Source organism: Serratia myotis, from assembly GCF_027474885.1.
Classification (GTDB): domain Bacteria; phylum Pseudomonadota; class Gammaproteobacteria; order Enterobacterales; family Enterobacteriaceae; genus Serratia; species Serratia proteamaculans.
The window spans coordinates 26,543-49,145 of sequence record NZ_CP099709.1 but is presented as its reverse complement, the minus strand read 5'-3'; the positions used below and the strand labels follow the sequence as shown (position 1 = coordinate 49,145).

28 protein-coding genes and 5 pseudogenes are annotated in these 22,603 nt (G+C 44.1%); 12 read left to right on the top strand and 21 right to left on the bottom strand.

The features are described from left to right. Positions 1-87: 87 nt before the first annotated feature. From NHG65_RS26790 to NHG65_RS26735, 12 genes are all read right to left on the bottom strand, one after another. The gene (locus NHG65_RS26790) at positions 88-579 is read right to left on the bottom strand and encodes a transcription termination/antitermination NusG family protein (RefSeq protein ID WP_050152483.1); all 492 of its coding nucleotides are present in this window, start codon (positions 577-579) and stop codon (positions 88-90) included. A gap of 357 nt (positions 580-936) precedes the next feature. Then, positions 937-2,094, bottom strand: coding sequence for a MobP1 family relaxase (mobP1, locus tag NHG65_RS26785; protein ID WP_050152484.1), 1,158 nt, complete (start codon positions 2,092-2,094; stop codon positions 937-939). Positions 2,095-2,096: 2 nt separating this feature from the next. Next, positions 2,097-2,642: a DNA distortion polypeptide 1 gene (gene ddp1 / locus NHG65_RS26780; RefSeq protein WP_050152499.1), complete on the bottom strand. Its 546-nt coding sequence runs from the start codon at positions 2,640-2,642 to the stop codon at positions 2,097-2,099. 338 nt (positions 2,643-2,980) lie between these two features. Next, entirely contained in the window at positions 2,981-3,238 is a 258-nt protein-coding gene (locus NHG65_RS26775; RefSeq protein ID WP_050152485.1) for a hypothetical protein, read from the bottom strand. A 14-nt stretch (positions 3,239-3,252) separates the two neighbouring features. Next, the gene (locus NHG65_RS26770) at positions 3,253-3,402 is read right to left on the bottom strand and encodes a hypothetical protein (RefSeq protein ID WP_172665488.1); all 150 of its coding nucleotides are present in this window, start codon (positions 3,400-3,402) and stop codon (positions 3,253-3,255) included. A 76-nt stretch (positions 3,403-3,478) separates the two neighbouring features. Then, positions 3,479-3,823: a hypothetical protein gene (locus tag NHG65_RS26765; RefSeq protein ID WP_080994273.1), complete on the bottom strand. Its 345-nt coding sequence runs from the start codon at positions 3,821-3,823 to the stop codon at positions 3,479-3,481. Positions 3,824-3,918: 95 nt separating this feature from the next. Then, positions 3,919-4,137: a hypothetical protein gene (locus NHG65_RS26760; protein ID WP_050074645.1), complete on the bottom strand. Its 219-nt coding sequence runs from the start codon at positions 4,135-4,137 to the stop codon at positions 3,919-3,921. Continuing rightward, the gene (locus NHG65_RS26755) at positions 4,130-4,396 is read right to left on the bottom strand and encodes a hypothetical protein (protein ID WP_244662241.1); all 267 of its coding nucleotides are present in this window, start codon (positions 4,394-4,396) and stop codon (positions 4,130-4,132) included. The genes NHG65_RS26760 and NHG65_RS26755 overlap by 8 nt, the downstream gene beginning before the upstream one ends. A gap of 9 nt (positions 4,397-4,405) precedes the next feature. Beyond that, positions 4,406-4,948, bottom strand: coding sequence for a hypothetical protein (locus tag NHG65_RS26750; RefSeq protein WP_050074643.1), 543 nt, complete (start codon positions 4,946-4,948; stop codon positions 4,406-4,408). A 41-nt stretch (positions 4,949-4,989) separates the two neighbouring features. Then, on the bottom strand, positions 4,990-5,505 hold the full coding sequence (locus tag NHG65_RS26745) for a J domain-containing protein (RefSeq protein WP_050152487.1): 516 nt from the start codon (positions 5,503-5,505) through the stop codon (positions 4,990-4,992). 557 nt (positions 5,506-6,062) lie between these two features. Then, entirely contained in the window at positions 6,063-6,377 is a 315-nt protein-coding gene (locus tag NHG65_RS26740; protein ID WP_050152488.1) for a CcdB family protein, read from the bottom strand. 2 nt (positions 6,378-6,379) lie between these two features. Further along, positions 6,380-6,616 carry a type II toxin-antitoxin system CcdA family antitoxin gene (locus tag NHG65_RS26735; protein WP_050152489.1) on the bottom strand — a complete coding sequence of 79 codons (237 nt, stop codon included), beginning with the start codon at positions 6,614-6,616 and terminating at the stop codon, positions 6,380-6,382. A gap of 1,018 nt (positions 6,617-7,634) precedes the next feature. Here NHG65_RS26735 and NHG65_RS26730 point away from each other — a divergent pair. The 3 genes from NHG65_RS26730 to ddp1 (NHG65_RS26720) all read left to right on the top strand — a co-directional run bounded on the left by NHG65_RS26730 (position 7,635) and on the right by ddp1 (NHG65_RS26720) (position 9,510). Beyond that, entirely contained in the window at positions 7,635-8,534 is a 900-nt protein-coding gene (locus tag NHG65_RS26730) for a replication initiation protein (protein WP_050152490.1), read from the top strand. An 8-nt stretch (positions 8,535-8,542) separates the two neighbouring features. After that, entirely contained in the window at positions 8,543-8,977 is a 435-nt protein-coding gene (locus tag NHG65_RS26725) for a hypothetical protein (protein WP_050152491.1), read from the top strand. A 176-nt stretch (positions 8,978-9,153) separates the two neighbouring features. Then, positions 9,154-9,510 (top strand): DNA distortion polypeptide 3, encoded by a 357-nt coding sequence (ddp1, locus tag NHG65_RS26720; protein ID WP_050152492.1) that lies wholly within the window; start codon positions 9,154-9,156, stop codon positions 9,508-9,510. Positions 9,511-9,520: 10 nt separating this feature from the next. On the opposite strand, the gene NHG65_RS26715 is transcribed toward ddp1 (NHG65_RS26720), so the two are convergent. The 5 genes from NHG65_RS26715 to NHG65_RS26695 form a co-directional block, all read right to left on the bottom strand. Continuing rightward, complete coding sequence (locus NHG65_RS26715) at positions 9,521-10,480, bottom strand: DUF6685 family protein (protein ID WP_050152493.1); 960 nt, start codon at positions 10,478-10,480, stop codon at positions 9,521-9,523. A gap of 23 nt (positions 10,481-10,503) precedes the next feature. Beyond that, on the bottom strand, positions 10,504-10,785 hold the full coding sequence (locus NHG65_RS26710; RefSeq protein ID WP_050074636.1) for a hypothetical protein: 282 nt from the start codon (positions 10,783-10,785) through the stop codon (positions 10,504-10,506). A 92-nt stretch (positions 10,786-10,877) separates the two neighbouring features. Beyond that, complete coding sequence (locus tag NHG65_RS26705) at positions 10,878-11,540, bottom strand: nucleotide-binding protein (protein ID WP_050152495.1); 663 nt, start codon at positions 11,538-11,540, stop codon at positions 10,878-10,880. Between the two features lie 751 nt (positions 11,541-12,291). Continuing rightward, positions 12,292-12,573, bottom strand: coding sequence for a ribbon-helix-helix domain-containing protein (locus NHG65_RS26700; protein WP_499183515.1), 282 nt, complete (start codon positions 12,571-12,573; stop codon positions 12,292-12,294). Between the two features lie 39 nt (positions 12,574-12,612). Continuing rightward, positions 12,613-13,263: an AAA family ATPase gene (locus tag NHG65_RS26695; protein WP_499183514.1), complete on the bottom strand. Its 651-nt coding sequence runs from the start codon at positions 13,261-13,263 to the stop codon at positions 12,613-12,615. Positions 13,264-13,534: 271 nt separating this feature from the next. Here NHG65_RS26695 and NHG65_RS26690 point away from each other — a divergent pair. The 3 genes and pseudogenes from NHG65_RS26690 to NHG65_RS26680 all read left to right on the top strand — a co-directional run. Then, positions 13,535-13,736, top strand: a pseudogene (locus tag NHG65_RS26690) (IS6 family transposase); the annotation flags it as partial. Between the two features lie 246 nt (positions 13,737-13,982). After that, positions 13,983-14,603 (top strand): recombinase family protein, encoded by a 621-nt coding sequence (locus NHG65_RS26685; protein ID WP_499183513.1) that lies wholly within the window; start codon positions 13,983-13,985, stop codon positions 14,601-14,603. 65 nt (positions 14,604-14,668) lie between these two features. After that, positions 14,669-14,920 (top strand): annotated as a pseudogene (locus tag NHG65_RS26680) (Rpn family recombination-promoting nuclease/putative transposase); the annotation flags it as partial. 102 nt (positions 14,921-15,022) lie between these two features. Here the strand turns inward: NHG65_RS26680 and NHG65_RS26675 are convergent. From NHG65_RS26675 to NHG65_RS26665, 3 genes are all read right to left on the bottom strand, one after another. Then, complete coding sequence (locus NHG65_RS26675) at positions 15,023-16,024, bottom strand: tyrosine-type recombinase/integrase (RefSeq protein ID WP_499183512.1); 1,002 nt, start codon at positions 16,022-16,024, stop codon at positions 15,023-15,025. After that, entirely contained in the window at positions 16,021-16,935 is a 915-nt protein-coding gene (locus NHG65_RS26670) for a tyrosine-type recombinase/integrase (protein ID WP_499183511.1), read from the bottom strand. The genes NHG65_RS26675 and NHG65_RS26670 overlap by 4 nt, the downstream gene beginning before the upstream one ends. Positions 16,936-17,035: 100 nt before the next feature. After that, positions 17,036-17,731, bottom strand: a complete 696-nt coding sequence (locus NHG65_RS26665) for an IS6 family transposase (protein WP_087761772.1) — start codon at positions 17,729-17,731, stop codon at positions 17,036-17,038. 87 nt (positions 17,732-17,818) lie between these two features. Between NHG65_RS26665 and NHG65_RS26660 the strand changes: the two genes are divergently transcribed. The 5 genes and pseudogenes from NHG65_RS26660 (at position 17,819) to NHG65_RS26640 (ending at position 21,143) form a co-directional block, all read left to right on the top strand. Further along, on the top strand, positions 17,819-18,778 hold the full coding sequence (locus NHG65_RS26660) for a VENN motif pre-toxin domain-containing protein (protein ID WP_283396511.1): 960 nt from the start codon (positions 17,819-17,821) through the stop codon (positions 18,776-18,778). Then, positions 18,778-19,155, top strand: coding sequence for a DUF7674 family protein (locus tag NHG65_RS26655; protein ID WP_306779726.1), 378 nt, complete (start codon positions 18,778-18,780; stop codon positions 19,153-19,155). The genes NHG65_RS26660 and NHG65_RS26655 overlap by 1 nt, the downstream gene beginning before the upstream one ends. Positions 19,156-19,273: 118 nt before the next feature. Then, positions 19,274-19,378: pseudogene (locus NHG65_RS26650) on the top strand (hypothetical protein); the annotation flags it as partial. Between the two features lie 112 nt (positions 19,379-19,490). Beyond that, a complete protein-coding gene (locus NHG65_RS26645) occupies positions 19,491-19,910 on the top strand; it encodes a hypothetical protein (RefSeq protein WP_059339655.1) in 420 nt (139 codons plus the stop codon). 8 nt (positions 19,911-19,918) lie between these two features. Next, positions 19,919-21,143 (top strand): annotated as a pseudogene (locus NHG65_RS26640) (IS91 family transposase). Between the two features lie 149 nt (positions 21,144-21,292). On the opposite strand, the pseudogene NHG65_RS26635 reads toward NHG65_RS26640, so the two are convergent. Further along, positions 21,293-21,973, bottom strand: a pseudogene (locus NHG65_RS26635) (IS91 family transposase); the annotation flags it as partial. Positions 21,974-22,314: 341 nt separating this feature from the next. Here NHG65_RS26635 and NHG65_RS26630 point away from each other — a divergent pair. After that, positions 22,315-22,572 carry a YdgH/BhsA/McbA family protein gene (locus NHG65_RS26630; protein WP_059339614.1) on the top strand — a complete coding sequence of 86 codons (258 nt, stop codon included), beginning with the start codon at positions 22,315-22,317 and terminating at the stop codon, positions 22,570-22,572. Positions 22,573-22,603 lie beyond the last annotated feature (31 nt).

Here is a 22,603-nt window from a genome sequence, read left to right as displayed (position 1 = left end):
TCAGAAATACGCCTCCCTCTGCGATAACTAATCTCAACAGAGATTCGCTCAACTTCATCACGTACAACAGAAGGAAGATAGAGTGTATTACGTTGAGGCTTGCGCTTGCTTACAGGCTTTTTTCTGGTAACAGTCATTTTTTTTCCGTTTCATTTTGTGGGTTAAGCTTTTCTCTGTGATGTAATTAAGCATGGCAATACTTCTCTTCCGTGGATCATCCATCAGCATTATTTCCACCAAACGGGGGGAGTCACTAAGGATAAGTTGATTCCTTTCTCCTTTTTGTACGTTATAAATTTCCTCTTCCGGCACAGGCAAAGGCTCACCGCCAAAGGCGATAAATCGTTGAACGTAAGGGATAGCAGTGATTGCTGAAGAGTGAATTTTATCAAAATCAGCATTGATAAAAAGATAACCATGAAAAAGTGGGATAAGTCTTTCTCGGTAAGAAATTTCTTTATCCGGGCGGCGGTATCTTTCAGTTACCATAGGGCAGTAGTAGGAAAAGTTCAGGCGTTCAAGATGGGAAAAAACCGCAGTGAATCTTGTAGCAGTAAATTGCAGTACATACCATTTCATTATTTTTTCCTTTCAGGCGCTCTCTCGACTCGGATAACCCCGGAGCATATAAGAAAAAGAAAAGAACACATTTCAACCTGTGAGAAACTTTATCAGCTAGTTATGCTGCTTTCAAATCTTTATGCAGATATTTAGATCAAGATAACTTCATACGCAATTTGTTTATGCTGCAAAACTAGTGATAATGCAGCATTTAATATTGTAGAATAAAATTTAACTAGATCAATCGATCATGTCAGGATCGTTTTCCAGTTAACTTAACTAAAATTATGAAGATTAGTTGTTTTTATAGAGACGAGTTAACATTGAGTTAATAAAGTGATCACAATCAACAACTTACATTCAACTAAGCATTAATCAGAACTTGATGCCTATTTTCGTCTTTTGCTGGTTTTGTAGCATGGCTTGTTTCAATTGAGTAAATTGGTTCATCTGATTCTGTTGCTTCTGAATTTGAGTAGCACTACCAAGCAATACTTCTTTACTTGCGGACGGGGTTCTGTTCACACCTTTAACACCAAGGTTTTCCAGGTTCCACTCATTACGATGGGCTGTCTTCCAGCCATGTTGTACGCCGTTCTTATCAAGCGCAGGTATCTTAACTTCCTTCTGACCAAGCTTTTTGAGTTTAACCAGGTCACCTTTTTTGACGCTTTCCCGTTGGGTTAGATCGCCAAAATCCGCGCCCCAGTATGTCTTTTCGATACCTTTATTGATTGTTTTTAGTTTTAAAAAATGCTGTTTAGGTTTGCTTTTATCATGCTGGTAATGGTCATAACCTACATCAACAACCTCATACACTCCTTTCTGTCGTTTAGGTGCTGTACTGTGCGCATCTTTAACTGACTGGTTGAGTCCCACCTGTTGCCTGTGAGTAGCTTTAACATCATATCCCTTGAGACACAGCTCCTGGCAAAAACCGCTGCGGATCTCCCTCAAATCTTTCTTCTTGATATCCGTGCGTTTCCCGTCTTCATCACGAATACGGAAAACAACATGGACATGTGGGTGGTCTTTTTTATCGTTGTGATAACTCAATACAAATCGATTATTTGGGTATTTTTGGTGCATGGTTTTTCTGACAGAATCGAGCAAGTCCTCTGGTTTAACCTTTGCAGAAACCGGAGGAGAAAAAATGATGTTTTGTGAAACTTTTTTGTTTTCTTTACCTTTATCATTCATCACATGCTGAGGATCATTAGCACGGTCTATCATATGCTCTTTAGCTTCTTTGATTTCATCACCGTTCCAGACCTGACCACTTTCATTCATTACTGGTAGCTCAGATTCACGACTCATGTAATCGATGCTATTTCTTATGCCTTGTCTTGTGATAGCACCACCAGATATTTTCACGACGACTTCTTTACTGGCACCTTTACGGTTAACGCGTTCCTGCACATTTCGTTGATAATTCTTCCCACCATTCTTAACCTTATGGGCAAAAGCGGATTTACTGCCAGCTTCAGATGATTTACGTTTTACACGAAAATCCTTATCAACCGAAACACCCATAACTAAACCTCAACCTTGTTAGATACAGTACGCCCTTTACACAGCATAATGTAGTTTTCAAACTCATTCTTGAGACTCAACATTTCCGATTTAAGCTTTTCTGCATCCTGAAAAAAACCATTTTTGTCAAGTACTCTTGCACCATCGTTTACTATAATGTAGTGAAAGTTTCGGCCAATTTTATCAATAGTATTACGACACCTGTTCATAACAAGTAATTCCTGATCAAAAAAATCCAGTTCATTATCAAGTGTTATTTGAATACGATATCGGCATTCTCTTGATAAAGTCCAACCATGTCGTTTAGCTTTTTTCTCAATTTCACTTCTTTGTTTTAGTGTTAAATACATTGTGGTTTTGGTAAAATTATCACTATCTAATACAGTGTTAACTTCATCATCTTTAGCTGTACTTTTCAGCAAAGCACTGGCAAGTAATTTCATGCCTTTAGCAACTGTTAACCCTGGCTCATCAGGATAAATTACTTTCATGCATTTAAGTAATTCATCGTGTTGATAATCTTCAAGTCTGAACTGTACTTTTTTCATAATCCCTCCAACAAGAACCGACTGTAGGTCAACGGGCAAACGTAGCGGAATGGCGTCGAAGACGTCATTCCGCTACGTTTGCCCTATCCTGCATCGCATTATTTTTGCTTTGCTCTTGAATTGTGCTTCAGTAGCGAATGAAAAGCAAAAAACGGTGGGTAATAGTGGCTGTAGAAACAGATTGTCTTCGACCGCAAACATCAGTGTTGGGGTATGATTGGTGGATATTGATTCGCTTCGCGAAGGGTCTTGCAGGGGGCGCGAGCGCTGTTTCGGGGAGTATTGAAAATAGCACCTCCCGCAAAACGGGAGGGCTTCGGCGTATCAATAACTGTGCTCTATTCAGTATCCGGTTCACCGCCTCCCATGCCCTTACGGGCATCTACAATCCAGCGTCGGAAGTTGCTCATGCGCTTTCGGTTTGCCTGGGTGGGTCTTCTGCCCCGGTTTCCTGTTAATACACGCCAGTCTCTCAACCCAGTTTCTTTAGTCCAGTACAGTATGATTTCCCCTTTAGCATTGAAGCCAAGAGAAAACCGCAGTGAACCTTTACTCTGTTGTTCACTGATAAACTGTATAAACTCCTTCTTAGTCATAAACCCTCCTTGTCCTATTTATCAGTGTGTTCAGAATTTCTTTTCACCAATGCTTTCCTGAGCAATTCCATGAACTCTGGAAAAGAAGAAAATGGCATGATCGGGAATACCGGATGAGCGCCCTTTTCAACTGCCTGTATTGCTGATAGCATACGTTCTGACATTAAAATATCCTCCCAAGGGATTTAGTGTCACGGTATCAGGTTGCTTCAACAACCTGATACCACCTCTTTTAAATGGTTAGTTGTACCTTTTCAGTATTTCTATAATCTCCTTTTTAGCTTTATTCTGTTCCTCTGTAGTAAATGCAAAATTGAACCACGCATTAACTTCACGTAAAACCCTCTCTTTTGATAATCCGCATTCATCAAACCAAAAGGCGACATTTTTCTTAAGTGAATTAATTGCGCTGATTTCATTGTTATCCAGCTCTCTTGCAGAGAGAACCACATAACCGCGACCACGATTTTTTATTTCAAAGGAATGAATAGCAAGAAGGAGTGTTTCTGATCGAACAAATGCAGTGCAGGTGATAACGTGTTTATTTACGTTTAAAGCGTTAAAGTCGATGATGTAAGTTTTCATTTTAACTCCCGCCCGTTTGGGCTGCTGGATTGAGGTAAGGAACTATTCCGAACCAACAAAATCATTATACCATCAAATGATGGTACTACAAGAATTCAATTCCGTTTTGTTAATTTATATTCTGGATGTTCATCAGCCAAAAGTAAGAGCATTTCATATGTTCCGGCAGCTAATCCGCGTGAAGTTTTTCCCGTAGTTTCTTTAGCTTGCCAGGCTGATAATGTGAAACCAAAGCGATCAGCCGCCTGTTGTTGAGTAAAGCCAGCTTTAACACGAGCATTTTTAACCTGTTCCGGTGTTGGCTTGTCAATCATTTTTATTTTTTCCTATCGCTTCAATACAGAACAGATACATAATTTCATCATTCATTTTATCTTTGAATAAGTTAACTTCATCGGTATAAAAGCTGAACTCTTTTACAATCTCTTTTGTCACTTTTTTTCCTGGCTCTTTAGAGCCTTTTTTCATTAACTTTTGAACAAATAAATAAACCCTTCCAGCATCATCGGACAGCGTTACTCTGTAAGTAACGTTACCCTTGTTTTTTCTGTCTACAAAAATTTCCTTCATCATCTATCCCCTTTATAGCTGTTTTATCAGTCCGGTTAATCTAACTAGCTGATCAATGGTTAACCCCCGCACAAGAAAACCATACCCATCATAATGCTCGGTTACTTGTCCATCTAATCCGTTTTCCGTTCTAAAGCCTGTCAGCGTTCCGTGCCTGCTCTCAAGCTGTACCAGCTGTGATAACATCCCTTTTAAAATCTGCTTCTGTTCCCTTTCAGCTTGTAATTCTCGTTCATATTGCCCAGCCTTCTGTACATCCTTCCGCGCATTGACCAGTATTTTACGCTCTATGTCAGCAGCTATCTCGACCGGATTACGCTGTGGGGATACAGTGCAAGAATAACATGGGCTACGCCAGTTACGGCTATCTACGCTTCCCACTATCGCAAGTCTTCCCTTTTGCATTCGAATATGTACAGAATAATTTTTAAATTGCGAAGACGTGAGTTTTAAACGGTACTGGCAATCATCAAGTAGATTCACACGCCAGTTGTTACCTAAGATACGGCAGACGATATCAAAAACAGGCTGATAGATTTCAAAGAAAGATTTCATATTCATTTGCTCTTGTTAGGGGGCTTTCGCCCCCATTTCAGTTAAGTTCTGTTTTCTACTTTTTTCCAGCCCGTCGCCTTGTATTGTCCTGCTGTACCGTACATCTCGCGGATTTCATCTATACTATGTTCTTTCCGGTTCCGACTGGCCTTATATTCATCAGGACGATAGAACCACTGTTTTTTCTTTGATGCCCACTTGCATCCCAGCGCTTTAAGCGCTTCTTTATGTTCGCGGGTTTCTCCACTAATCCACACCCAATTACCAATAACTTCATAAATCACACCAGACAAGCCAGAAAGAACGTTCAATACGTTTTCAAGTTCTTCACCGTAGTTGTATCTGGCGTTTTCATCAGGACTCTGGAACTGGTTGACTTTATCAATGTTAGCAATCAGAAAGTCGAACGCAGTATTAACCGCTTTCATCAGTTCAGCACCTAATGGATTGCGATCTGGATGATATTTCAGAGCCAGTTTTTTGTAAGCTGTTTTGATTTCTTTCTCTGTCAGTTCACCTGATAACCCAAAAACGTTTAATGCTTCCTGAATATTCATATTTACTCCCGCCCGTTTGGGCTGCTGGATTGAGGTAAGGAACTATTCCTGACCAACAAAATCATTATACCATCAAATGATGGTATAACAACTATTATTTACTATATAAAGACAACGTAAAGACGATATGGTATTTACATGCAGAGGGATTTTAAAAGAGGCGCGAGCTGTGGTTACATTCTGCATGGTGATTTAATCGCGCCGGAGGCGTTCGCCAGTTCTGGCGAACTAACCTAGATGAGCCAGGGCAGTAACCCCCCCTTCCCTGCTAAGCCAAATTACAGACCTTCAGCCAATTTAGCCTGTCGCAGTTAGCGCGTGAGCTTGCGAACGGTACGCCGAGTTGTAGCATAGCTACGGCACGGGGCGCTGTAACTGCGCGTTATGAGCTGCTTTGTAGCGAATTACGAGGCAAGCTACTGGAACCCGATGAACCCTTACGCGACATGATGCCAGCATAAATTTAATCCAGGCGTTACTGAAGACAAAAAAATGCCAGCAAAAAAGCGTTGGCCAGCTGCGCCGGTCGCTAAACTTTGCTGGCATCCAGGATGTTATTAAATCCCGTCCAGAAGAAAATCTATCGAGGCTTTAACCTGAGAACGATATTGCACGGCAGTACAGAACTCAGCGCCTAGCGCCCGGACGGGTATGCTTGCCAGTTCATGCGTCATTACGGCGTATTCATTCCCGTCTGTCAGCATGATGATAGGGATCATCCGTTCAGGCCGTTTTCCGGTGGGGTACTTTTCGAGCGGGAGTAAGGGGATGACGATCCGACGATTGAGCTGTCCGATAATATCGCTCGTCACGTCAAGCAGGTACGGGTAAATCGTTGTCTTTCCGGTATTCTGGTAAACGGTGAATTGCATTGTCAAAACGTCCTGTATTCATCGCTGAAACAACCATTCTCATCGTGAAAGCGATTTAAGGCGTCCAGGGCCTCCATGTTCTCTGTTTGCCACTTCTGAGCAGCATAACGGCGTAATTCAGCATCAAGGGCTGCAACCAGAGTTGCGCTAAGGTTGATACCCGCTTCACGTGCCTGGTTCAGCAAGCCGCGCTCAAGCGTCATGGTGACGCTTTGTGTGTTCCGTTGTTTCGTTGCCATGACTGACCTCCGATCATAATGTTTCGTGTAGTATACACGGCTATTCACACGGGGCATATTGCTGAAGTCGTGTTTCTGGATTACGTAAAACGTCCTGTATCGCGTTCTAAGCGTTTTTCTGCGCGTTGTGGTTGCCATACCAGGGTAAGGCGATGATAACGACACTGAGTGGCTTCTGTTGCCTCTCCGTGATGGATCTTAAAAGGATCAAGATTCACATGCTCAGATCCTGATTGTGGACATAAGTTAAAAATCAACTCACCTTTAAGGCCTAAAGTGTAGGATGCCCATGATATTAACCAATTGTTTTAGTTGATAAATTACTGGTCACGAAATGAAGTTAAAAATCTTCTCACCTTTCTTACTAAAAATTTAGAAATAGATAAAACAGGTACCGCTCGCCGCAGCCGAACGACCGAGCGTAGCGAGTTAGTGAGCGAGGAAGCGGAATTTAGTCAGTTGCTGACGGTGGCACGTACACTCAGTGGCTAGAAAGTGAGCACTTGTGTTTTTTCTGCTGAGGCTGAAGGCTAGCGTGATCTATCCTCCGGGTTTAGGTGAGGTTATCCACAGCCACTGTGCATTAAAAGACTTTTCTTTTCTTTTCTTTTCTTTAAAACCTTAAAGACTTAGAGGTGCTATAACTGATTGATATTCTATAAGAAAAAACGCAAAACATGAGAGCTTAGTACGTCAAACATGAGTGCTTACCACGTTAAACATGAGAGCTTAGTACGTTAAACATGAGAGCTTAGTACGTCAAACATGAGTGCTTACCACGTTAAACATGAGTGCTTACCACGTGTAATCTACAGATTGGATGCTAGATCTTCAGATCTTTGCTTCTTTGTATAGAAAGATCTCTTGTAGGAGTGGTTTTACGGTTTTTCGAACCGCCCGCCTATGTTGTTTGCAGGTACTGAAAGAGGCTAAACATGAGAGGAAATCACGTTAAGCATGAGATTATTTTCTTGACTCTCATGGATGGCGGGTTAGACTATTTACTATTGAGTTCAATATGAAAATCAAAGCAGCTATGAATATAACGAAGAAAACAAAGATCAGGCACAGGAATGAGTTGAATCAGACTCTTGCTCAACTACCTTTGTCTGCAAAGCGCGTAATGTATATGGCTCTAGCTCCTATCGACAGCAAGCAGCCGTTAGATAGAGGGCAAACTTTCAGGGTTCGAGCTGATGATCTTGCTGCTATTGCAAATATCACACCATCAGTCGCTTATCAGCAATTAAAGGATGGCGCAAAAATTCTGGGGGGAAGTAGTTTATCACTTACGGGGGATGATGTTGTTGCCTTAGCCAAAGATTTAGAGCTTCCCTATAATCAAAAACATAAACCTAATGAAATGGATTTATACATTACAGATTACTGTGTGTACTTTAAAAATGAAGGTTATCTTGAACTTCGTTTTACTAGAGCTATAGAACCCTATATATCTAGTCTGTTGGGTAAAAAGAATAAGTTTACTACACAGTTATTAACTTCAAGCTTGAGGCTTAGTGGTCAGTATTCTTCCGCCCTTTATCAATTAATTAGGAAAAATTACTCAAATTTTAAAAAGAAAAATTCTTTTGTTATTTCCGTTGATGCGCTTAAGGAGGAGTTAATAGCTTATACTTTCAATGGGGAAGGTGATATAGAATACAAATATCCTGAATTCCCTATTTTCAAAAGAGATGTTCTCAATAAAGCTGTTTTAGAAATAAAGAAAAAAACAGAAGTATCGTTTATCGGTATTTCTGTATCAGAAAAAACGGGTAGAAAAATTAGTAAGTTAAAATTTGATTTTGTTGTAGATGAAGATGAGTTTTCAGGGAACGATATTGAAAGTGAGTTGAATGATGCGGATGCTGCATTTTTAGAAGAGTTTGACAAGAAAGTACCACCAAAAAAGAATTGAGGTGAACTATGGCTAAAATCTACGAATTTCCTCAAGGCGCAGATCGTAACCGATTAAAACGAGAAATAGCCAGTGAGCGGAAAAAACGCTTAAAGGAGAAAACCGGGAACCCGCTTCTGAAGTACATTAAGTGGATTTGGTTTTATCTTCGTCTTCTAACAGCGGGAACACTGCACCTGATTTCAGTCGTTACGCTGGCGATCCTGGGCGCATTCAGCACTGTGATATTCTGGGTAGGTGGATTGATTTGTGTCGTAACCTGGTTCCATCTTGAGCACCAGTTCTGGACAGCGCAAAATTTTACTATCCCTGTCATTGGCGGCATGTGGGTTCTGAGTTTGTTATCCGCACCGCTAGTAGAGCTGATGAACAAAAGCACTCCCTGGTATCGTCTTCTTGTTCCTGATGCTACAGAGGCGCACACGGACAATGAGCATGAATAACCTTTATAACCCGTTCCTTACCTTTTCTAGCCGGTTTACCACACTCAAATTTATGTATGATGGTACGGTATTTTTCACAGCGATGCAGGATAGGGCAAACGCCGCAAAATGACGTCTGCGACGCCATTCCGCTACGTTTGCCCGTTGACCTACAGTCGGTTCTTGTTGGAGGAATTATGGAATTTAGAGTAAAAGAATTTATTAACGATAAATATGCAAAGGCTGTAAATATTTTAAAGGATAATCTTAAAGAAAACTACCATGTTTTTTATGCTGTGAGATTAAGTGAAGTTCTTTTTCCAGCGAGTGAATATGGCTCTGAAGCTTTTTTTAAAGAGTTTGAAGCGATTAATAGTATCACACTGCCAATAATTATTTTCGACCTGAAGGAGCAGAAACCAATTGTGGTAATCAGCTTCGAACAAGTATCTGATACTGCTGTACTTGAAGAAGTGGGTATTGCCGTTATTGTTTGCAATAATTTGTCAGACCTTCTGACAAAGAATAATCTAGCTGTTTTATATGAAGTTTAGAGTTTAGAGTTTATTTGTATTCTCTGCAAGGATCACCAAGAATGATTGAGTCGAGTTCGTGAGAGTAGCAGGCGTTATGGAAGTTCGAGGGGTTTTTAAGGTACTCAGGGAATGATATTATCTTTCCGCTAGTGATGCCTGCTGAAAGCCAGTCCAGAAATGTTTTATTATTCATTTTAAGTTCATCTTTCTGGATGAAAATAAAATTGATATCAGAATGATAATGAACGGGACTAAGTTGCTGAATCTGGTTACTTACAACATCCTTCAATATATCTGTGAATTCATGTTTAAATGAAAATCCACCTGCTTTTTGTGGGTTTTTGGCGTGGAAAATAAATGAATAATATTCGTTCTCTAGCCTTCCAATACTGTCCTTGTTTATGGCTAACTTCTCAATGACGGCTTCCCGTTTATACTCCAGATTATCTCTGATAGATTGATAAACAACCATAGCAGCATGGTGAGAACCACCGCTGTTCGAAGCTAAATATCTGTCCAACCATGAATAGTATTTAATATTAATTGGATCGCGTGGGTAGAAACCCTCATGCTCTATATGCCATAGATTATCGTGCCAGTCAGACATATCTTCAGCTTTCAGGTTATTCGCGGGATACATTCCCCTACCCCACGAATAAACGTCTTTGAACCAGCTGCCATTGATTACCTTGTACCATCCTGCTCCAAAGCTTTTGGAAGCAGTAAGCGACTGTATTTTTTTAAAATCGAAATCCTGAATATGTTTTTTTTCTGCACTGATTAAATTACTCAGAATTTCAGCCAGCCCCTTATCAACGTATCTCAAAGAGTAATCGCTGAACATTGACTCTAGTTGTAATATTGTATTCGAATCTGCTGTTGGCTTAACTAACTTTATATTTTCCAGATTTTTATAAGTTGCTGTGGTCAGTTTATAGTGATCTGTAAACTTATAGAGCTGAAATATCAGTTCAGTCAGATATCGCATGAATCTATCATCCGTATTTATGGTTAAATTTTTGCAGATTCCAGTAACCAGTGATTTTTCTGGTTTTCGTCCAGATTATCGAATGCGGCCAGCGCTGCTTTAAGAACAGTCGTTCTGCTCTGCCCCGTTCTGGTTGCTTCAGCCTCGAGGATATCGTCAAAGGTTTCTGAAAGCCGGAAGTTCACCAGCTTTGCTTTACCTGTCGTTGGCTTCCTGTTAGCGCCTGAGATAAAGCGGGCGGTTTCTGCATTTGTTGCCTGTTCTTCTGTTGCCGGAACAACAGGTGTTTTGAGTTTTAAAGCCATATAACAATCCTCATGTACTTAATACGTGTAAATACAATATCGTCTTTATGTTGTCTTTACAATGTAAATTGTATTTTATTGCCTTGAAATAACTAAATAATCCCGATTTCCTGAGCCAATAATTCTATCTGTGCTTTCGCTTTTGTTAGGCTGGATGCACGGCTTACATCGTGCACCCCTGCCCCTTCATTACAGGCGCTTTCAAACACATCCAGCTCTGACATGCGCGTTTTCAGTGGCTGTATCCAGACACTGTCTGAACGTAATAATTTATCCAGTTCAATCGCGGCTTTTATGTGTCGTGGTTTGCTCGGGTTTATTCTGGTCAGCAGTACCCAGGGTTGCAGTGCTGAGTTTGATTTCTGAGCCATACGGACTTTTTCGGTTACGCTGGTCAGCGTTTCACTTTCGAAATCTGAAGAAGCCTTAACGAGCGTTATCATGATATCTGATACTGTCAGTGCGCTACGGAACTCCAGGCTGTCGTGTCCTGGGCAGTCAACAATCAGAACGTCACACAGCTTGCTCAGGCGTTTTATTTCCTTACTTACGTTACCGTATGCCTCGTACACCGTAACGATGGGAAGACCATGCCCCTGGCGTTTCTCATTCCAGCTCAACAGGTCGTTGTTCTTATCTGTTTTCAGGATGATCACCGATTTGGCTCTGTTAACCAGCATCGATGCTGTATTTGCAACGTAGGTGCTCTTCCCTACCCCACCCTTATCCGAAACCACCAGTAAAATTTTGCCCATATCAATGTCCTTTGTCTTTACGTTGTAAATGATAGGATGTCTTTACTTTGTCTTTCTCATGTAAAGACTTAAATGTCTTTATGTTGTCTTTATAACCCATATTCTTTATAACGTAAAGCGTTAGTAAAGATGTTTATGTCTTTACGTGGGCTTTACAATGTAAATTACTATGCGTCTTTACATGTGCTTTATAGAGTAAATTCCGTGGTGTCTTTATTCTATCTTTACATTGTCTTTATGCTTGTTTAATGGTGACAATGTCACAGAAGGTGGCTCCTCTTTGGTTCTGTTTGAGTATACCAATACCGAACTGGCAAAATCCGGTACTGTTTATAGTGATAGTACCAACCCTCATCAGACCGGTATCACTAAAGGAATCTAACAGTATTATGGATATATTTGTTCGTTCCTACCTGCGCGCATTCACTAATGAGCAGGTGAGAATGTATATCGGATACCTCGGACCTCTGAAAGCGATGAAAAATTGAAAGAGCAGGTAGATTACTTATTCAGTGAGATTAATCTGATAGCCGATGCGCGTAACTGTATGGTCATTGACAGTCTGCTTACCAATGATCAGACCCGCGGTTGGGATGAATATGATGGAAGGTGGAAAACATAGCCACCAATATTTTCGATAGACCTAAATCGCAGTTTAGGTCTGTTGCAATTTCACATAGTATGCAGTTAAAACAATATTACAATAGAATCATTATAATCCATATTAATATCTTTTTAATATTAAAACATTTTACTGATTGGTTCCTCCAACAGTAGTTCCACGGGTAATAAGTTGTTTTACTGCCATCCTGATCAGTGCCGCTCTTGATACCCCCTCTTCTGTTGACATGATATCCAAAAGCTCAATGACATCAGGGTCAAATGTCACTGTAATCTGCTGTCGCTGACCTTTGACGACTCCTTTTTTTTCGGGAAGTGTTTCACTCTTAATGCCATCCGGAGCCTGATTTATGAAGTCACTAATGGTATCTACTGGTTCTGCCTTAACCAAAGGCTTTCTTGTAATAGCCATATAAAATCCAAATGAGTTTAATTTAATATTAAATTAATTCTAAAATAGTATTGAAACAAGGGTATCTAACTCTATTTTTGCAGCCTTCTCATGAGCACGCAATTTAAGCTCGGAAACAGACCTTCCACTTCCTGCTGCTGCCGCAAAAACTTTCCTTTGCCTAATTGTATGATCCAGTAATTGTATGTCTTCGTTATAGTCACTCATCGCATCCAGCATATCGGCATTATCATTGCTCCGAGGATTGGGATCAGCACGGTTGAGTAAAGAGAATGCAGTTAAACCATCCCGCACACTTCTGGCATCACGCACCAGATTGACAACATCTTCCATAGCCCACACCTCAAAACTACCAGGCACGAAAGGCACGAGGAGAATATCAGTCAGCGTTAATGCAGCACGCATTGCTGTTGAGTCCCTACCGCCACATTCAATGATCACTTCATCGAAATTAGATTTCTGTTGTAAGACCTGTGTCCTAAGAATTGGACCATCAGGGAAATGTGAACATGCCAAGCCTGGTTCTATACCCGCTTCGCTACGGATTAAAATTGCTGTTTGTGAAGACCCCTGGCGATCTCCATCAACCAGCCATACACGTTTACCTAAGCGAGCACGTTCCACTGCGATGTTTACTGCTAGGGTAGACTTCCCCACACCGCCTTTTGTATTTGCAATTGTAAGTATCATCTTAATTTAATCCATTTTAATATTAAAAACGATGAAATGACGTGATTATATTAAACTCTCAACAAGTGATGTCAATAGTGTTCCAAAATAATTTTTAATTTTAATTTAATATTAAAAACACACCATTATGAATGCTTAATGATATCAATTTGAGGGTAAAGCCCCATATCTTTCTCTGGTTAATCATTCTAGTTGGGCCTTTGCATCCGGATAGCTGAAACTACACCTCCCATTGGCGTTCTGTCGCATTAAGAAACATACCGTTTATTTTATGTTGTTGCCTGCTTATGCCCTGTTACGAAAAACGTTTAAACGCCTACACTATCCCTCGATGTTATTGCTCAATACGTTCGCTGGTATCTGGTTTATGCCCTCTGCCTGCACAATCTCAAAGAAATGATGGCTGAGCGCGGCATTATTTTTGACCACTCGACGCTTCACCGCTGTGTTATTCACCGGTGCCGCTTCTAGATACTGGCATTGGAAGACTAGATAGAATCACAAAGATAGCTGTTGACCTATCCCAAAAACCCCTCATCAGTTCAAAACTTGCTTTTGGACTGACGAGGGGTTGGACAAGCCCACTGGGCGCGTCAGCTTGTCACTCTTGGGTATACTTCTGAGATACCACATTAAAACATCCCATTCCATATCAATGTGACCATATAAGTGATACCATTAATTAAATGACCACTTAAACGTTACCTTAAGGCTGAAAAATGCTCATTTTTGGTTATCTGCGAGCATCAACCTCTGAACAAGATGCCACTCGCGCAAAAAATGCACTGAAGAATTTTGCTCGCCAACATGACCGCCGAATTGCTGGCTGGTATGTCGACAATATTTCCGGTGCAACGATGACGCGCCCAAAACTGGTGCAACTGCTCGAAGAGGCTGAGCCTGGTGACGTTATTCTCATTGAGCAAGTGGATAGGCTTTCTCGATTGGACGACGCGGGATGGGAAGCGCTAAGAAAGCAGATAACGGATAAGCAGCTGTCTATCGTGAGTCTTGATTTACCAACCAGTCATTTGGCACTCAATAACGCCGTTAGCGATGAATTCACTCGCAGCATGCTTAAAGCCGTTAATGGCATGATGCTGGATATGCTCGCAGCTATATCCAGAAAAGACTATGAGGATCGACGTCGTCGTCAGGCGGAAGGAATAACCAAAGCGAAAGCGGAAGGTAAGTATCGGGGCAGGATGGCTGATGCACAAAAACATGAGCTCATACGTACACTCCGGCTAACTCATGGAAAGTCCCTGCGTGAAACAGCCCGCCTCGCGGGAGTATCAAAAATGACAGTGATCCGCGTCTGCCAACAAGCTGAGGAGTAAACTTAACATCTTGTATTGCTTTGATTGTGATAGCATTCACTCATCATTTTTCAGAGTCTGGACTAATGAAGAAGAAAAACAGTACCCCTACGCCGCATGATGCCACATTCAGGCAGTTTCTCACCCAGCCCGAGATTGCACGTGACTTTATGGAGTTGCATCTACCCGCTGAACTACGCGCTATCTGCGACCTCAGCACGTTGAAGCTGGAGTCAGGCTCCTTTGTTGAAGATGATTTACGTCAATACTTCAGCGATGTGCTTTACAGCCTGGATACCGTGGAGGGCGAGGGTTATGTCCATGTGTTAATCGAGCATTTATGCGGTGCACCGCATAAATGCTCTTATGAAAAGCGAATGATTATGTGGAGTGTATAGACTGAACCCTGACTCCAGAGTTCAGTCTGATAAGTAATTACTCTACATAATATGATCGCCTCGAAGCATTGCAATAAGACGGTCTGACGGTCGGAACTTACCAGGTTTCAGTGAAGTTGGCACAAAACTAGCGATACTTTGTAGCTTTTCCAGTGGATCCAGTTGAAGATAACACTCCGTGGTCGCAGTACTCTCATGTCCCAGCCACAAGGCCACTTGGCGTAGATCTCCGGTTGCTTTCAGGACTGTTAGCGCGCATGTGTGACGCAGAACATGAGGTGACAGTTTTTTTTCAACTAAGGAAGGGCACTGCTTTACCGCTTTCACTCGACATCGCTCCAACACATATTCAAATCCTGCTCTCGTCATTTGCTTCCCCTGAGCGTTTAAAAACAACTCAGGAACAGGTGCGCTACCTCGAACAGACAACCAGGCTCGAATAGACTGCGCGACGCTCTTCCATAGCCGAAGCTCACGCTGTTTTCGCCCCTTTCCATGGACAAGTAAATCAACATTAGAATTATCAAAATGTAGGTCGTCCATCCTGATCCCCACTAATTCTGACACCCGAAGACCTCCGGCCAAAGCAAGATGCAACATAGCCCGATCTCGAAGTCCTATACGTGTCGTTGGATCCGGGGCATCCAACAACGCCTGCTCCTCATCCCTTTTTAGATGGCGTACTAAATTGCGATCCGTTCTTTGTATTGGAATTGCAAGAATGCGGTTAATTTGCTCCAGCGCTGTTGGTACCCGATATTGAAGAAAACGCATAAATGACTTTATGGCTGCTAACCGGGAATTTCGTGTGCGTGGTGTATTGTGGCGTTCAAGTTGAAGATATGTCAGAAAATCCAGAATCAACCGCGCATCCAGTTGCTCAATAGCCAGAGAGGATGGCATCGTCTTAATCTGTTTACTGGCAAAATTCAGCAATAACTGGAATGCATAAGCGTAGGTATCGCACGTATTCGGACTGGCCTGTTGGTGTAGTTTCAAACGTTCGAGTAGAAAACTGGTCAGATGCGGAGCCAACGGCGTCATAAGATATCCCCCCGTTCAAGTGCTTCGCAAGCATTTGCAATGCGGTTCATGACAATTGGCGTACTGTGCATGTAGTAATAGCTGGCAGCCACACTTGAGTGGCCAAGGTAAGTCATGACAGCGCGTACATGTTGATCCACCTGCTTAGTGTCAGTTGGTGCAGACTCGAGAGCCCGAACAGCCCAGGTATGTCTCAAATCGTGCAGTCGGGGGCTATGCCCATAGCGGGCCTTATCAAGGCCAATATCTATCATCACTTTGTGAAATGCGTGTCGTGCCCAGGTCTGCTGAAGTGGTTGCCCCTTCATTCCAACAAAAATTTGCTTGCTGGAAACTCCAATTTGTTTTTGTAAGCTCAGATACTGATTCAATGCATTTACAGTGGTTGGGTGAATGGGGACTATTCGATTCTTTTTAAACTTGGTTTCCCTAATCAATAAGCCATCGGTGGTAATGTCATCCTGTCGTAATCGGACGGCCTCCCCAATTCTCAGTCCTGTTGATGCCAGTAATCCAAATAATGTGTAATAAGTGATAGGTCGCAGAGATGCGCAGGGCTCCAGTTTAATAGCTGCCGCTAAAATTTGTCTTATTTCATCTGGAGAAAAAGTATACGCAACAGGGCGTTTATGGCGACCGGAGGAAAATACATGCGTTGGTGGCAGTTCATGAAAGCAATCCTCAGTTCGGCAGTGTCTGGCGAATGCAACAATTGACCTCAACCTCTCTTCTCTATTATTAGCGGAGGCGCCCAGCGCAGCCCATTCTATGGCTGTGTCTGTACGGATGTATGAATCTCCACGCTTATATGCAAACCGAACAAATGATCGTACATATATTTCTTGCTGTTTGAACTTAAAACCACCCAATTGCCGTAGCTGGATATAATCATTAGCATGCTGATTTAACATGGTAATTCTCCTTTGTTTCAGGCCAGGGTTGGATCACTGTTTGCAACAGGCTCTGTCGCATTAGCGTATGCATGCCAGTAAACTGTATGCTGCTGATTTTTTAGGCAGCTAACAGATAAAATTGTTCTGCGGGTGACAATCCATCACTTTGTGGGTGTTGATACTGCCCTTTACGTATCATGTTTATCAGCTCTATACCCGCCAAGAGCGTCTGTGCCCGTCGAAATGATTTGAATCCTAGCATCAGACGTATTCGTCGTTTGATATTTCGGTGATCCTGCTCAATCAGGTTATTCAGATGCTTGTTTTGCCTGATGGTGATGATTTCTTCTTCTGATTTGTTGGCATTGATTGTGGCCAGTGCCGCTGTATTGGCGCCACTTTTATCGATGGTCACCACCTCAGGTTCGCCATGCTGGCGAATGGCTTTGCGGAAGAAGCGCAGGGCCGCTGCGGTATCTCGTTTAGCCGTCAGCAAAAAGTCGATGGTCTGACCTTCGGTATCGACCGCCCGGTACAGATATTTCCACTGCCCCCTGACTCTGATGTAAGTTTCATCCATTCGCCACCGGCGTCCCACGGCACGTTTATGCCGGCGAAATGCCTTATCCAGCAGAGGTACCAGCCGTATAATCCAGCGGTGAAGTGTGGAATGGTCGACGGTGATACCGCGTTCAGCCATTATCTCCTCCAGATTTCGCAGGCTGAGTGAGTAAGCCAGATACCAGCGAACACACTGAGCAATAATATCAACAGGATAGTGCAGACGTTTGAAGGCTTTTCGGATCAACTGCATAGTCAGGTAACATCGCAAAAAAAAACAGCATGTTATCTGACGACTTCTTAATGCGACAGAGCCGTATGGGGGGCGATGGCCGCTGAGATGAGCGGTAACTCAGCTGCTGCAGGTGCAACGGGTGCGGCCAGTGGCGAGCTGGCAGCCCGTTATCTGGCTAAAACACTGTATGGTGCTGACACACCAGAAAAAATCGCTGCACTGAGCGAAGAGAAAAAGCAAAATATCAGCACCCTCTCTACCGTCGCATCGGGATTGGCCGGCGGTGTTGCCGGTGACAGCAGCGCGAATGCGCTTGCAGGGGCTCAGGCCGGTAAGAATGCGGTTGAGAATAACTTCCTGAAGGTTGTTGCGGAAGGTTGTGCCATCGCGGCCCCATGTCGTAACAAGGTTGCAGAGCAACTGCTGGAGATAGGAGCAAAAGCAGGTATCGCAGGGTTGGCAGGTGCCACGATCAAAGATATTGCGGGCAAGATGACGCCCGATGAACTGGAGCACCTTGTTACCCTGAAAATGATGGGCAACGATGAGATCACCGGAAAATATCTCAGTTCGCTTCAGGATAAATATGCACCTGGCACATCCTCAAATCCGAATATTGGCAAGGATCTGACTGATGAGCAGAAGAAAGATCTGGGTGGTTCGGGGTCTGGAACACCTGGTGGGCATGGGCCAGAGGATGAGGAAGCGGGACGAAATAGTAACCCTTCATCAGACCCTAAAAGTAGGGGGCAGTATGAAGAATATGTGGACTCATTACGTGCATCAATGGAAAAACCAAATGTTAAAGATGGAAATCTTAAAAACATAATTGATGACTTATATCGACCAAATGCCAAAGTTGGCAGTGGAAGCACGGCTGATGCAGTTCGTTACGAATTAGCTACTGGTGAAAAAGTCGGTGGCCGGGGGCACGTTGAAAAAGCCCAAACATATTCTAAAGCGCTTCAGGATTGGTTAAATAAGAACCCTCAAGCTTCTTCGAGTGATAGAGCTGCGGCGGAAAACGTTCTGAAAGACATGCAAAATGCTCTTAAGGGTAAATAATGATGGATAATTATATTGATGATTACTTGAGCTTTTTTACTCAAGCCTCAGAGTACATAAAGAATGAAGTAAATAGATGTGTTGAGTATTGGTTGCCAGATCCTCCACCGACGATTTTATTGTTTTCACTAGTTGGTAAAGCATTGGTAAACCAGTTGGCTTCATTAAATCACTCGGAGAAATCAGCTCTATTCCAGCACATTGAAACAGGTATGAGGTCTGATAATGATGAATTAGCAACAGCGGTTGCAACTGGACTTGTTGAATCGTTAGTTACAGCATCTGATGAAAATGAGTCGGTCTGGAAAGAAATCGAAGCTTATCTGCATGTTGAGTCAAAAAAGCATGCTCTAGCATGGAAAAACTTTGGCCAATAATTTCAGGCTAACGTATTGAATTTATAGGGAATAATTGTTTTTCTATTTTATAAAATAATGAATAAACTTCCATCGCTTTTAATTCTATCGGCTATAGGAGATTTTAATGAAAGGGTATATTAAGTGGTTTGCGGTCATTGCAGTTGTCGGTGCACTGACTGGTTGTGCACGTACTGCGCCGATTGATCAGGTTCGCACTAGCGTGGGCGCGGGACACACTCAGAACGTAGCGCCCCTATGGGGCGAGCGTCACGGCTTTGCCGTTCCGAGGGTTTGCAGGCGCTGAGCCCCGTTTTATACTCTGCGCTATGTTAATGTCTCAGGAATTCATCCACATGGCTCGCAGCAAAGCCCCCAGAAAGCGTAAACCCACGCCCTCGTCCCGACGCGCTATCCCCGGGTATCCTAAGCGTTTTCTGGTGTCCATTCCGCCCCGGAGCGATTATGACAACCCCGACGAGTTTTTTTACGACACTCCGCAGGATGCCATTCGTCACTGTGTCCACCTGGGGCCACAGTTTTTCCTCGATACACACTTCGACCCGCCTCTCGTCTGCATCATCCGCGGCTTTGAGCCCCCTGACTCACCCGACGGTGACGTCGTCCTTGAGTCCATGCCAGCCGATGTGTTTATTATCGCCACAGAATCCGGCATGCTGCCGGTGACCTTCGCCCCCTGGGATAAACACACCGACAACTGGGCCGATGACTGTGACGACTGGCACTATAATGCCGCTGCCACTGCAGAGCGATAATCCGCCGCATGTATATCCCGCGCCCGGCAAAACTGCTGTTCACCATTGATGACGCCTGGAACCGGTATATGGATAAACACGGGGACACTCTCAGCCCCTGGACCGTTCTCTGTGTCGAGCGCATGCTCGCCTGCGGCACTGCTGCCATGGGGGTGAAGCGATACTGCTGCGCCTCACCGGACTGCACCCACTCCCGCTTCTTCTGCCAGACCTGTAAATCAAAAGGCTGCAGCTCCTGCGGACATAAGGCCACGGAGCAGTGGGTGGCGCAGCAGAGCCACATCCTTCCAGACTGCGACTGGCAGCATATCACCTTCACCATGCCCCATCTGCTGTGGCCCTTTTTCAACAATAACTGGCCTCTGCTCAATGCCCTGTTCCGTGCCGCCACCCGCGCCATGCTCCGCTGGGCCAGAAAACAGGGTGTGGAAGTCGGTATCTTCTGCGCCCTGCACACCTACGGTCGCCAGCTCAACCAGCATCCCCACATTCATCTCTCCGTCACCCGCGGCGGGCTTGATATTAAACACGGCGTCTGGCGCGAGCTCTTCTTTAAAAAGCATGCCGTGGAGGAAATCTGGCGCGGAGCTGTCATCCGGCTGCTGCGCCACAGCTATGACCTGATTAATCCCGGCAGGTTGCCGGGACTGGGGCATATCCGCGATAAAAAACAGTGGCAGCGCTATCTGCAGGCGCAGTACGGACGCCGCTGGTAACAGCTGGAAAGTCCACTTTGCGAAGAAGACCCGGGGAGCCTGGCGAAGCGTCAAATATCTGGGCCGGTACCTGAAACGGCCCCCTGTGTCGGCGGCAAAGCTCAGGCACTACAGCGGCGGGGCCGTGGTGCATCACTATTACGACCATCGTACACAGCAGTACCGGCAGCAGACGCTGACGCAGGAAGAGATGATCGGACGCTATATCAGCCATATCCCGGCGAAGCATTTTAAAATGGTGCGCTACTACGGCTTCCTGTCAAACCGTAAACGGGGCACGCTGCTGCCGAAGGTGTATGAGGCCCTGCAAATGGAAGAGAGGAAAAAACCGGAGCTGCCGGGCTTCGTGGCGCTGATGAAGGAATTTCTGCGTACGGATCCGTACAAATGCATCCTGTGCGGCAACCGGCTGCGCTTCAGCAGTGCGCAGGCCGGCAGACACGCCACGGAATTAGTGGCAGAAAGGCTGCATAACATCGACCGGAAACGATGGCTTCTGGCACAGACTGCGGGATAAGTGCGTCTGAAAAACAGCTTTCAGGTTAAAAACGCGCCGGAAATGCCATTTTATGACCATAACGTTCCCGATGGCACATCATTACTGCATGACAGACACTGCTGTTCATGGTCAGGAAATTTTTAAAACGATGATTCAGTTTCCTAACCATCAAGGAACTGGCACAACTCACGATAGTCACGAATATGTGCATAGTTGGCGTCGGACAAATCTAACTCGGTGTAGCTTTCCCGCAGCAGTTTAATGACGGCCTGACGCCAGTAAGCTTCGACGACTTTCTTTTTGAAGTAAATCGGCCGCCAGACGCCGTGTTTAAGGCATAACCCGCCGCGGGTCACGGATAAATGAATATGCGGGTGCCGGTTAAGTTGTCGACCATAGGTGTGTAATGCCACGAACAGACCAATTTCTACGCCGAGTTTTTTGGCCCATTTCAGTAGGATATGGGCCGCGCAAGAAAATAACGGATTGAGCAGGGGCCAGTTGTTGGCGAAGAGAGGCCAGAGTTTGTCGGGCATAGTGAAGGTGATGTGTTGCCATTCGCAGTCGGGGAGGATGTGTTGCTGTTCGGCAATCCATTGCTCGGTGGCTTTCATGCCACAGGCACTGCAGCCTTTCCCTTTACAGCTGTAGCAAATGTATTTGGTGTGTGTGCAATGGGGAGATGCGCAGCAGTATCGGCGTAATCCCATGGCAGGGGTACCACAGGCGAGCATGCGCTCGACGACCAGTTGTGTCCATTCGGGTATGAATTCACCGTGTTTAGCGGGTAGCTTGCTCCAGCCATCATCAATCTGGAAGAGGAGTTTAGCGGGTCTGGGGATATACATGCACGGGATTATAACGGGCTAAGGCATCTGAAAAAAGCACCGTTGTAACAGAGCCTTAGCTCCCGCCGTAGGTGGGCTATTGTTCTGCGCAGGAACCGCCGAAATTTCCGTCACTGCCAGTGAAAGCTCTCTTCCATCCACGAGCCTGTAACACTGACTGACATCGCGAGAAATTCAGGATGTTACTGGTAAGTTGAGCCTGCCATGCTTCTTTAAGCTTTGAGAAAGCTAACAAAAACAGATTGATATATGTAATTTCTCTTTTTTTGATAAATACTCCTTGCTAACCTTCCTACGAGAAGGTAGATTGACTCATGCTTAATCACCAGGAGGGATCACCCATGAATCGCATTATCCGTACTACCATTGCCGCGCTTGCGCTTACCCTGGCCGGCTACGCCGCCGCAGATGAAATTAACCGTCAGGACGCTGCAGATCTGATGCCATCAGGCCATATTTCTGTCGGTAATCTGTCAACGCCAGACGAAGTGACTAATGCGCTTAAAGTCAGAGCAGAACAGGTCGGTGCCTCTCACTTTCGTATCACTTCGCTTGACGGCAAAAATAAATTTTACGGAACCGCCGTTATCTACCGCTAAGGTACGTATAACAGCGCCCTTCATACATATC

Coding starts and splice junctions, on each gene's coding strand:
- ddp1 (WP_050152492.1), top strand. CDS start 9,154: ATGGAATTTAGAGTAAAAGAATTTATTAACGATAAATATGCAAAGGCT.
- NHG65_RS26775 (WP_050152485.1), bottom strand. CDS start 3,238: ATGACTAAGAAGGAGTTTATACAGTTTATCAGTGAACAACAGAGTAAA.
- NHG65_RS26725 (WP_050152491.1), top strand. CDS start 8,543: ATGGCTAAAATCTACGAATTTCCTCAAGGCGCAGATCGTAACCGATTA.
- ddp1 (WP_050152499.1), bottom strand. CDS start 2,642: ATGAAAAAAGTACAGTTCAGACTTGAAGATTATCAACACGATGAATTA.
- mobP1 (WP_050152484.1), bottom strand. CDS start 2,094: ATGGGTGTTTCGGTTGATAAGGATTTTCGTGTAAAACGTAAATCATCT.
- NHG65_RS26735 (WP_050152489.1), bottom strand. CDS start 6,616: ATGGCAACGAAACAACGGAACACACAAAGCGTCACCATGACGCTTGAG.
- NHG65_RS26645 (WP_059339655.1), top strand. CDS start 19,491: ATGGCTCGCAGCAAAGCCCCCAGAAAGCGTAAACCCACGCCCTCGTCC.
- NHG65_RS26675 (WP_499183512.1), bottom strand. CDS start 16,024: ATGACGCCGTTGGCTCCGCATCTGACCAGTTTTCTACTCGAACGTTTG.
- NHG65_RS26630 (WP_059339614.1), top strand. CDS start 22,315: ATGAATCGCATTATCCGTACTACCATTGCCGCGCTTGCGCTTACCCTG.
- NHG65_RS26770 (WP_172665488.1), bottom strand. CDS start 3,402: ATGTCAGAACGTATGCTATCAGCAATACAGGCAGTTGAAAAGGGCGCT.
- NHG65_RS26685 (WP_499183513.1), top strand. CDS start 13,983: ATGCTCATTTTTGGTTATCTGCGAGCATCAACCTCTGAACAAGATGCC.
- NHG65_RS26755 (WP_244662241.1), bottom strand. CDS start 4,396: ATGATGAAGGAAATTTTTGTAGACAGAAAAAACAAGGGTAACGTTACT.
- NHG65_RS26730 (WP_050152490.1), top strand. CDS start 7,635: ATGAAAATCAAAGCAGCTATGAATATAACGAAGAAAACAAAGATCAGG.
- NHG65_RS26750 (WP_050074643.1), bottom strand. CDS start 4,948: ATGAAATCTTTCTTTGAAATCTATCAGCCTGTTTTTGATATCGTCTGC.
- NHG65_RS26765 (WP_080994273.1), bottom strand. CDS start 3,823: ATGAAAACTTACATCATCGACTTTAACGCTTTAAACGTAAATAAACAC.
- NHG65_RS26695 (WP_499183514.1), bottom strand. CDS start 13,263: ATGATACTTACAATTGCAAATACAAAAGGCGGTGTGGGGAAGTCTACC.
- NHG65_RS26745 (WP_050152487.1), bottom strand. CDS start 5,505: ATGAATATTCAGGAAGCATTAAACGTTTTTGGGTTATCAGGTGAACTG.
- NHG65_RS26740 (WP_050152488.1), bottom strand. CDS start 6,377: ATGCAATTCACCGTTTACCAGAATACCGGAAAGACAACGATTTACCCG.
- NHG65_RS26655 (WP_306779726.1), top strand. CDS start 18,778: ATGATGGATAATTATATTGATGATTACTTGAGCTTTTTTACTCAAGCC.
- NHG65_RS26715 (WP_050152493.1), bottom strand. CDS start 10,480: ATGCGATATCTGACTGAACTGATATTTCAGCTCTATAAGTTTACAGAT.
- NHG65_RS26760 (WP_050074645.1), bottom strand. CDS start 4,137: ATGATTGACAAGCCAACACCGGAACAGGTTAAAAATGCTCGTGTTAAA.
- NHG65_RS26670 (WP_499183511.1), bottom strand. CDS start 16,935: ATGTTAAATCAGCATGCTAATGATTATATCCAGCTACGGCAATTGGGT.
- NHG65_RS26705 (WP_050152495.1), bottom strand. CDS start 11,540: ATGGGCAAAATTTTACTGGTGGTTTCGGATAAGGGTGGGGTAGGGAAG.
- NHG65_RS26660 (WP_283396511.1), top strand. CDS start 17,819: ATGAGCGGTAACTCAGCTGCTGCAGGTGCAACGGGTGCGGCCAGTGGC.
- NHG65_RS26700 (WP_499183515.1), bottom strand. CDS start 12,573: ATGGCTATTACAAGAAAGCCTTTGGTTAAGGCAGAACCAGTAGATACC.
- NHG65_RS26710 (WP_050074636.1), bottom strand. CDS start 10,785: ATGGCTTTAAAACTCAAAACACCTGTTGTTCCGGCAACAGAAGAACAG.
- NHG65_RS26665 (WP_087761772.1), bottom strand. CDS start 17,731: ATGCAGTTGATCCGAAAAGCCTTCAAACGTCTGCACTATCCTGTTGAT.
- NHG65_RS26790 (WP_050152483.1), bottom strand. CDS start 579: ATGAAATGGTATGTACTGCAATTTACTGCTACAAGATTCACTGCGGTT.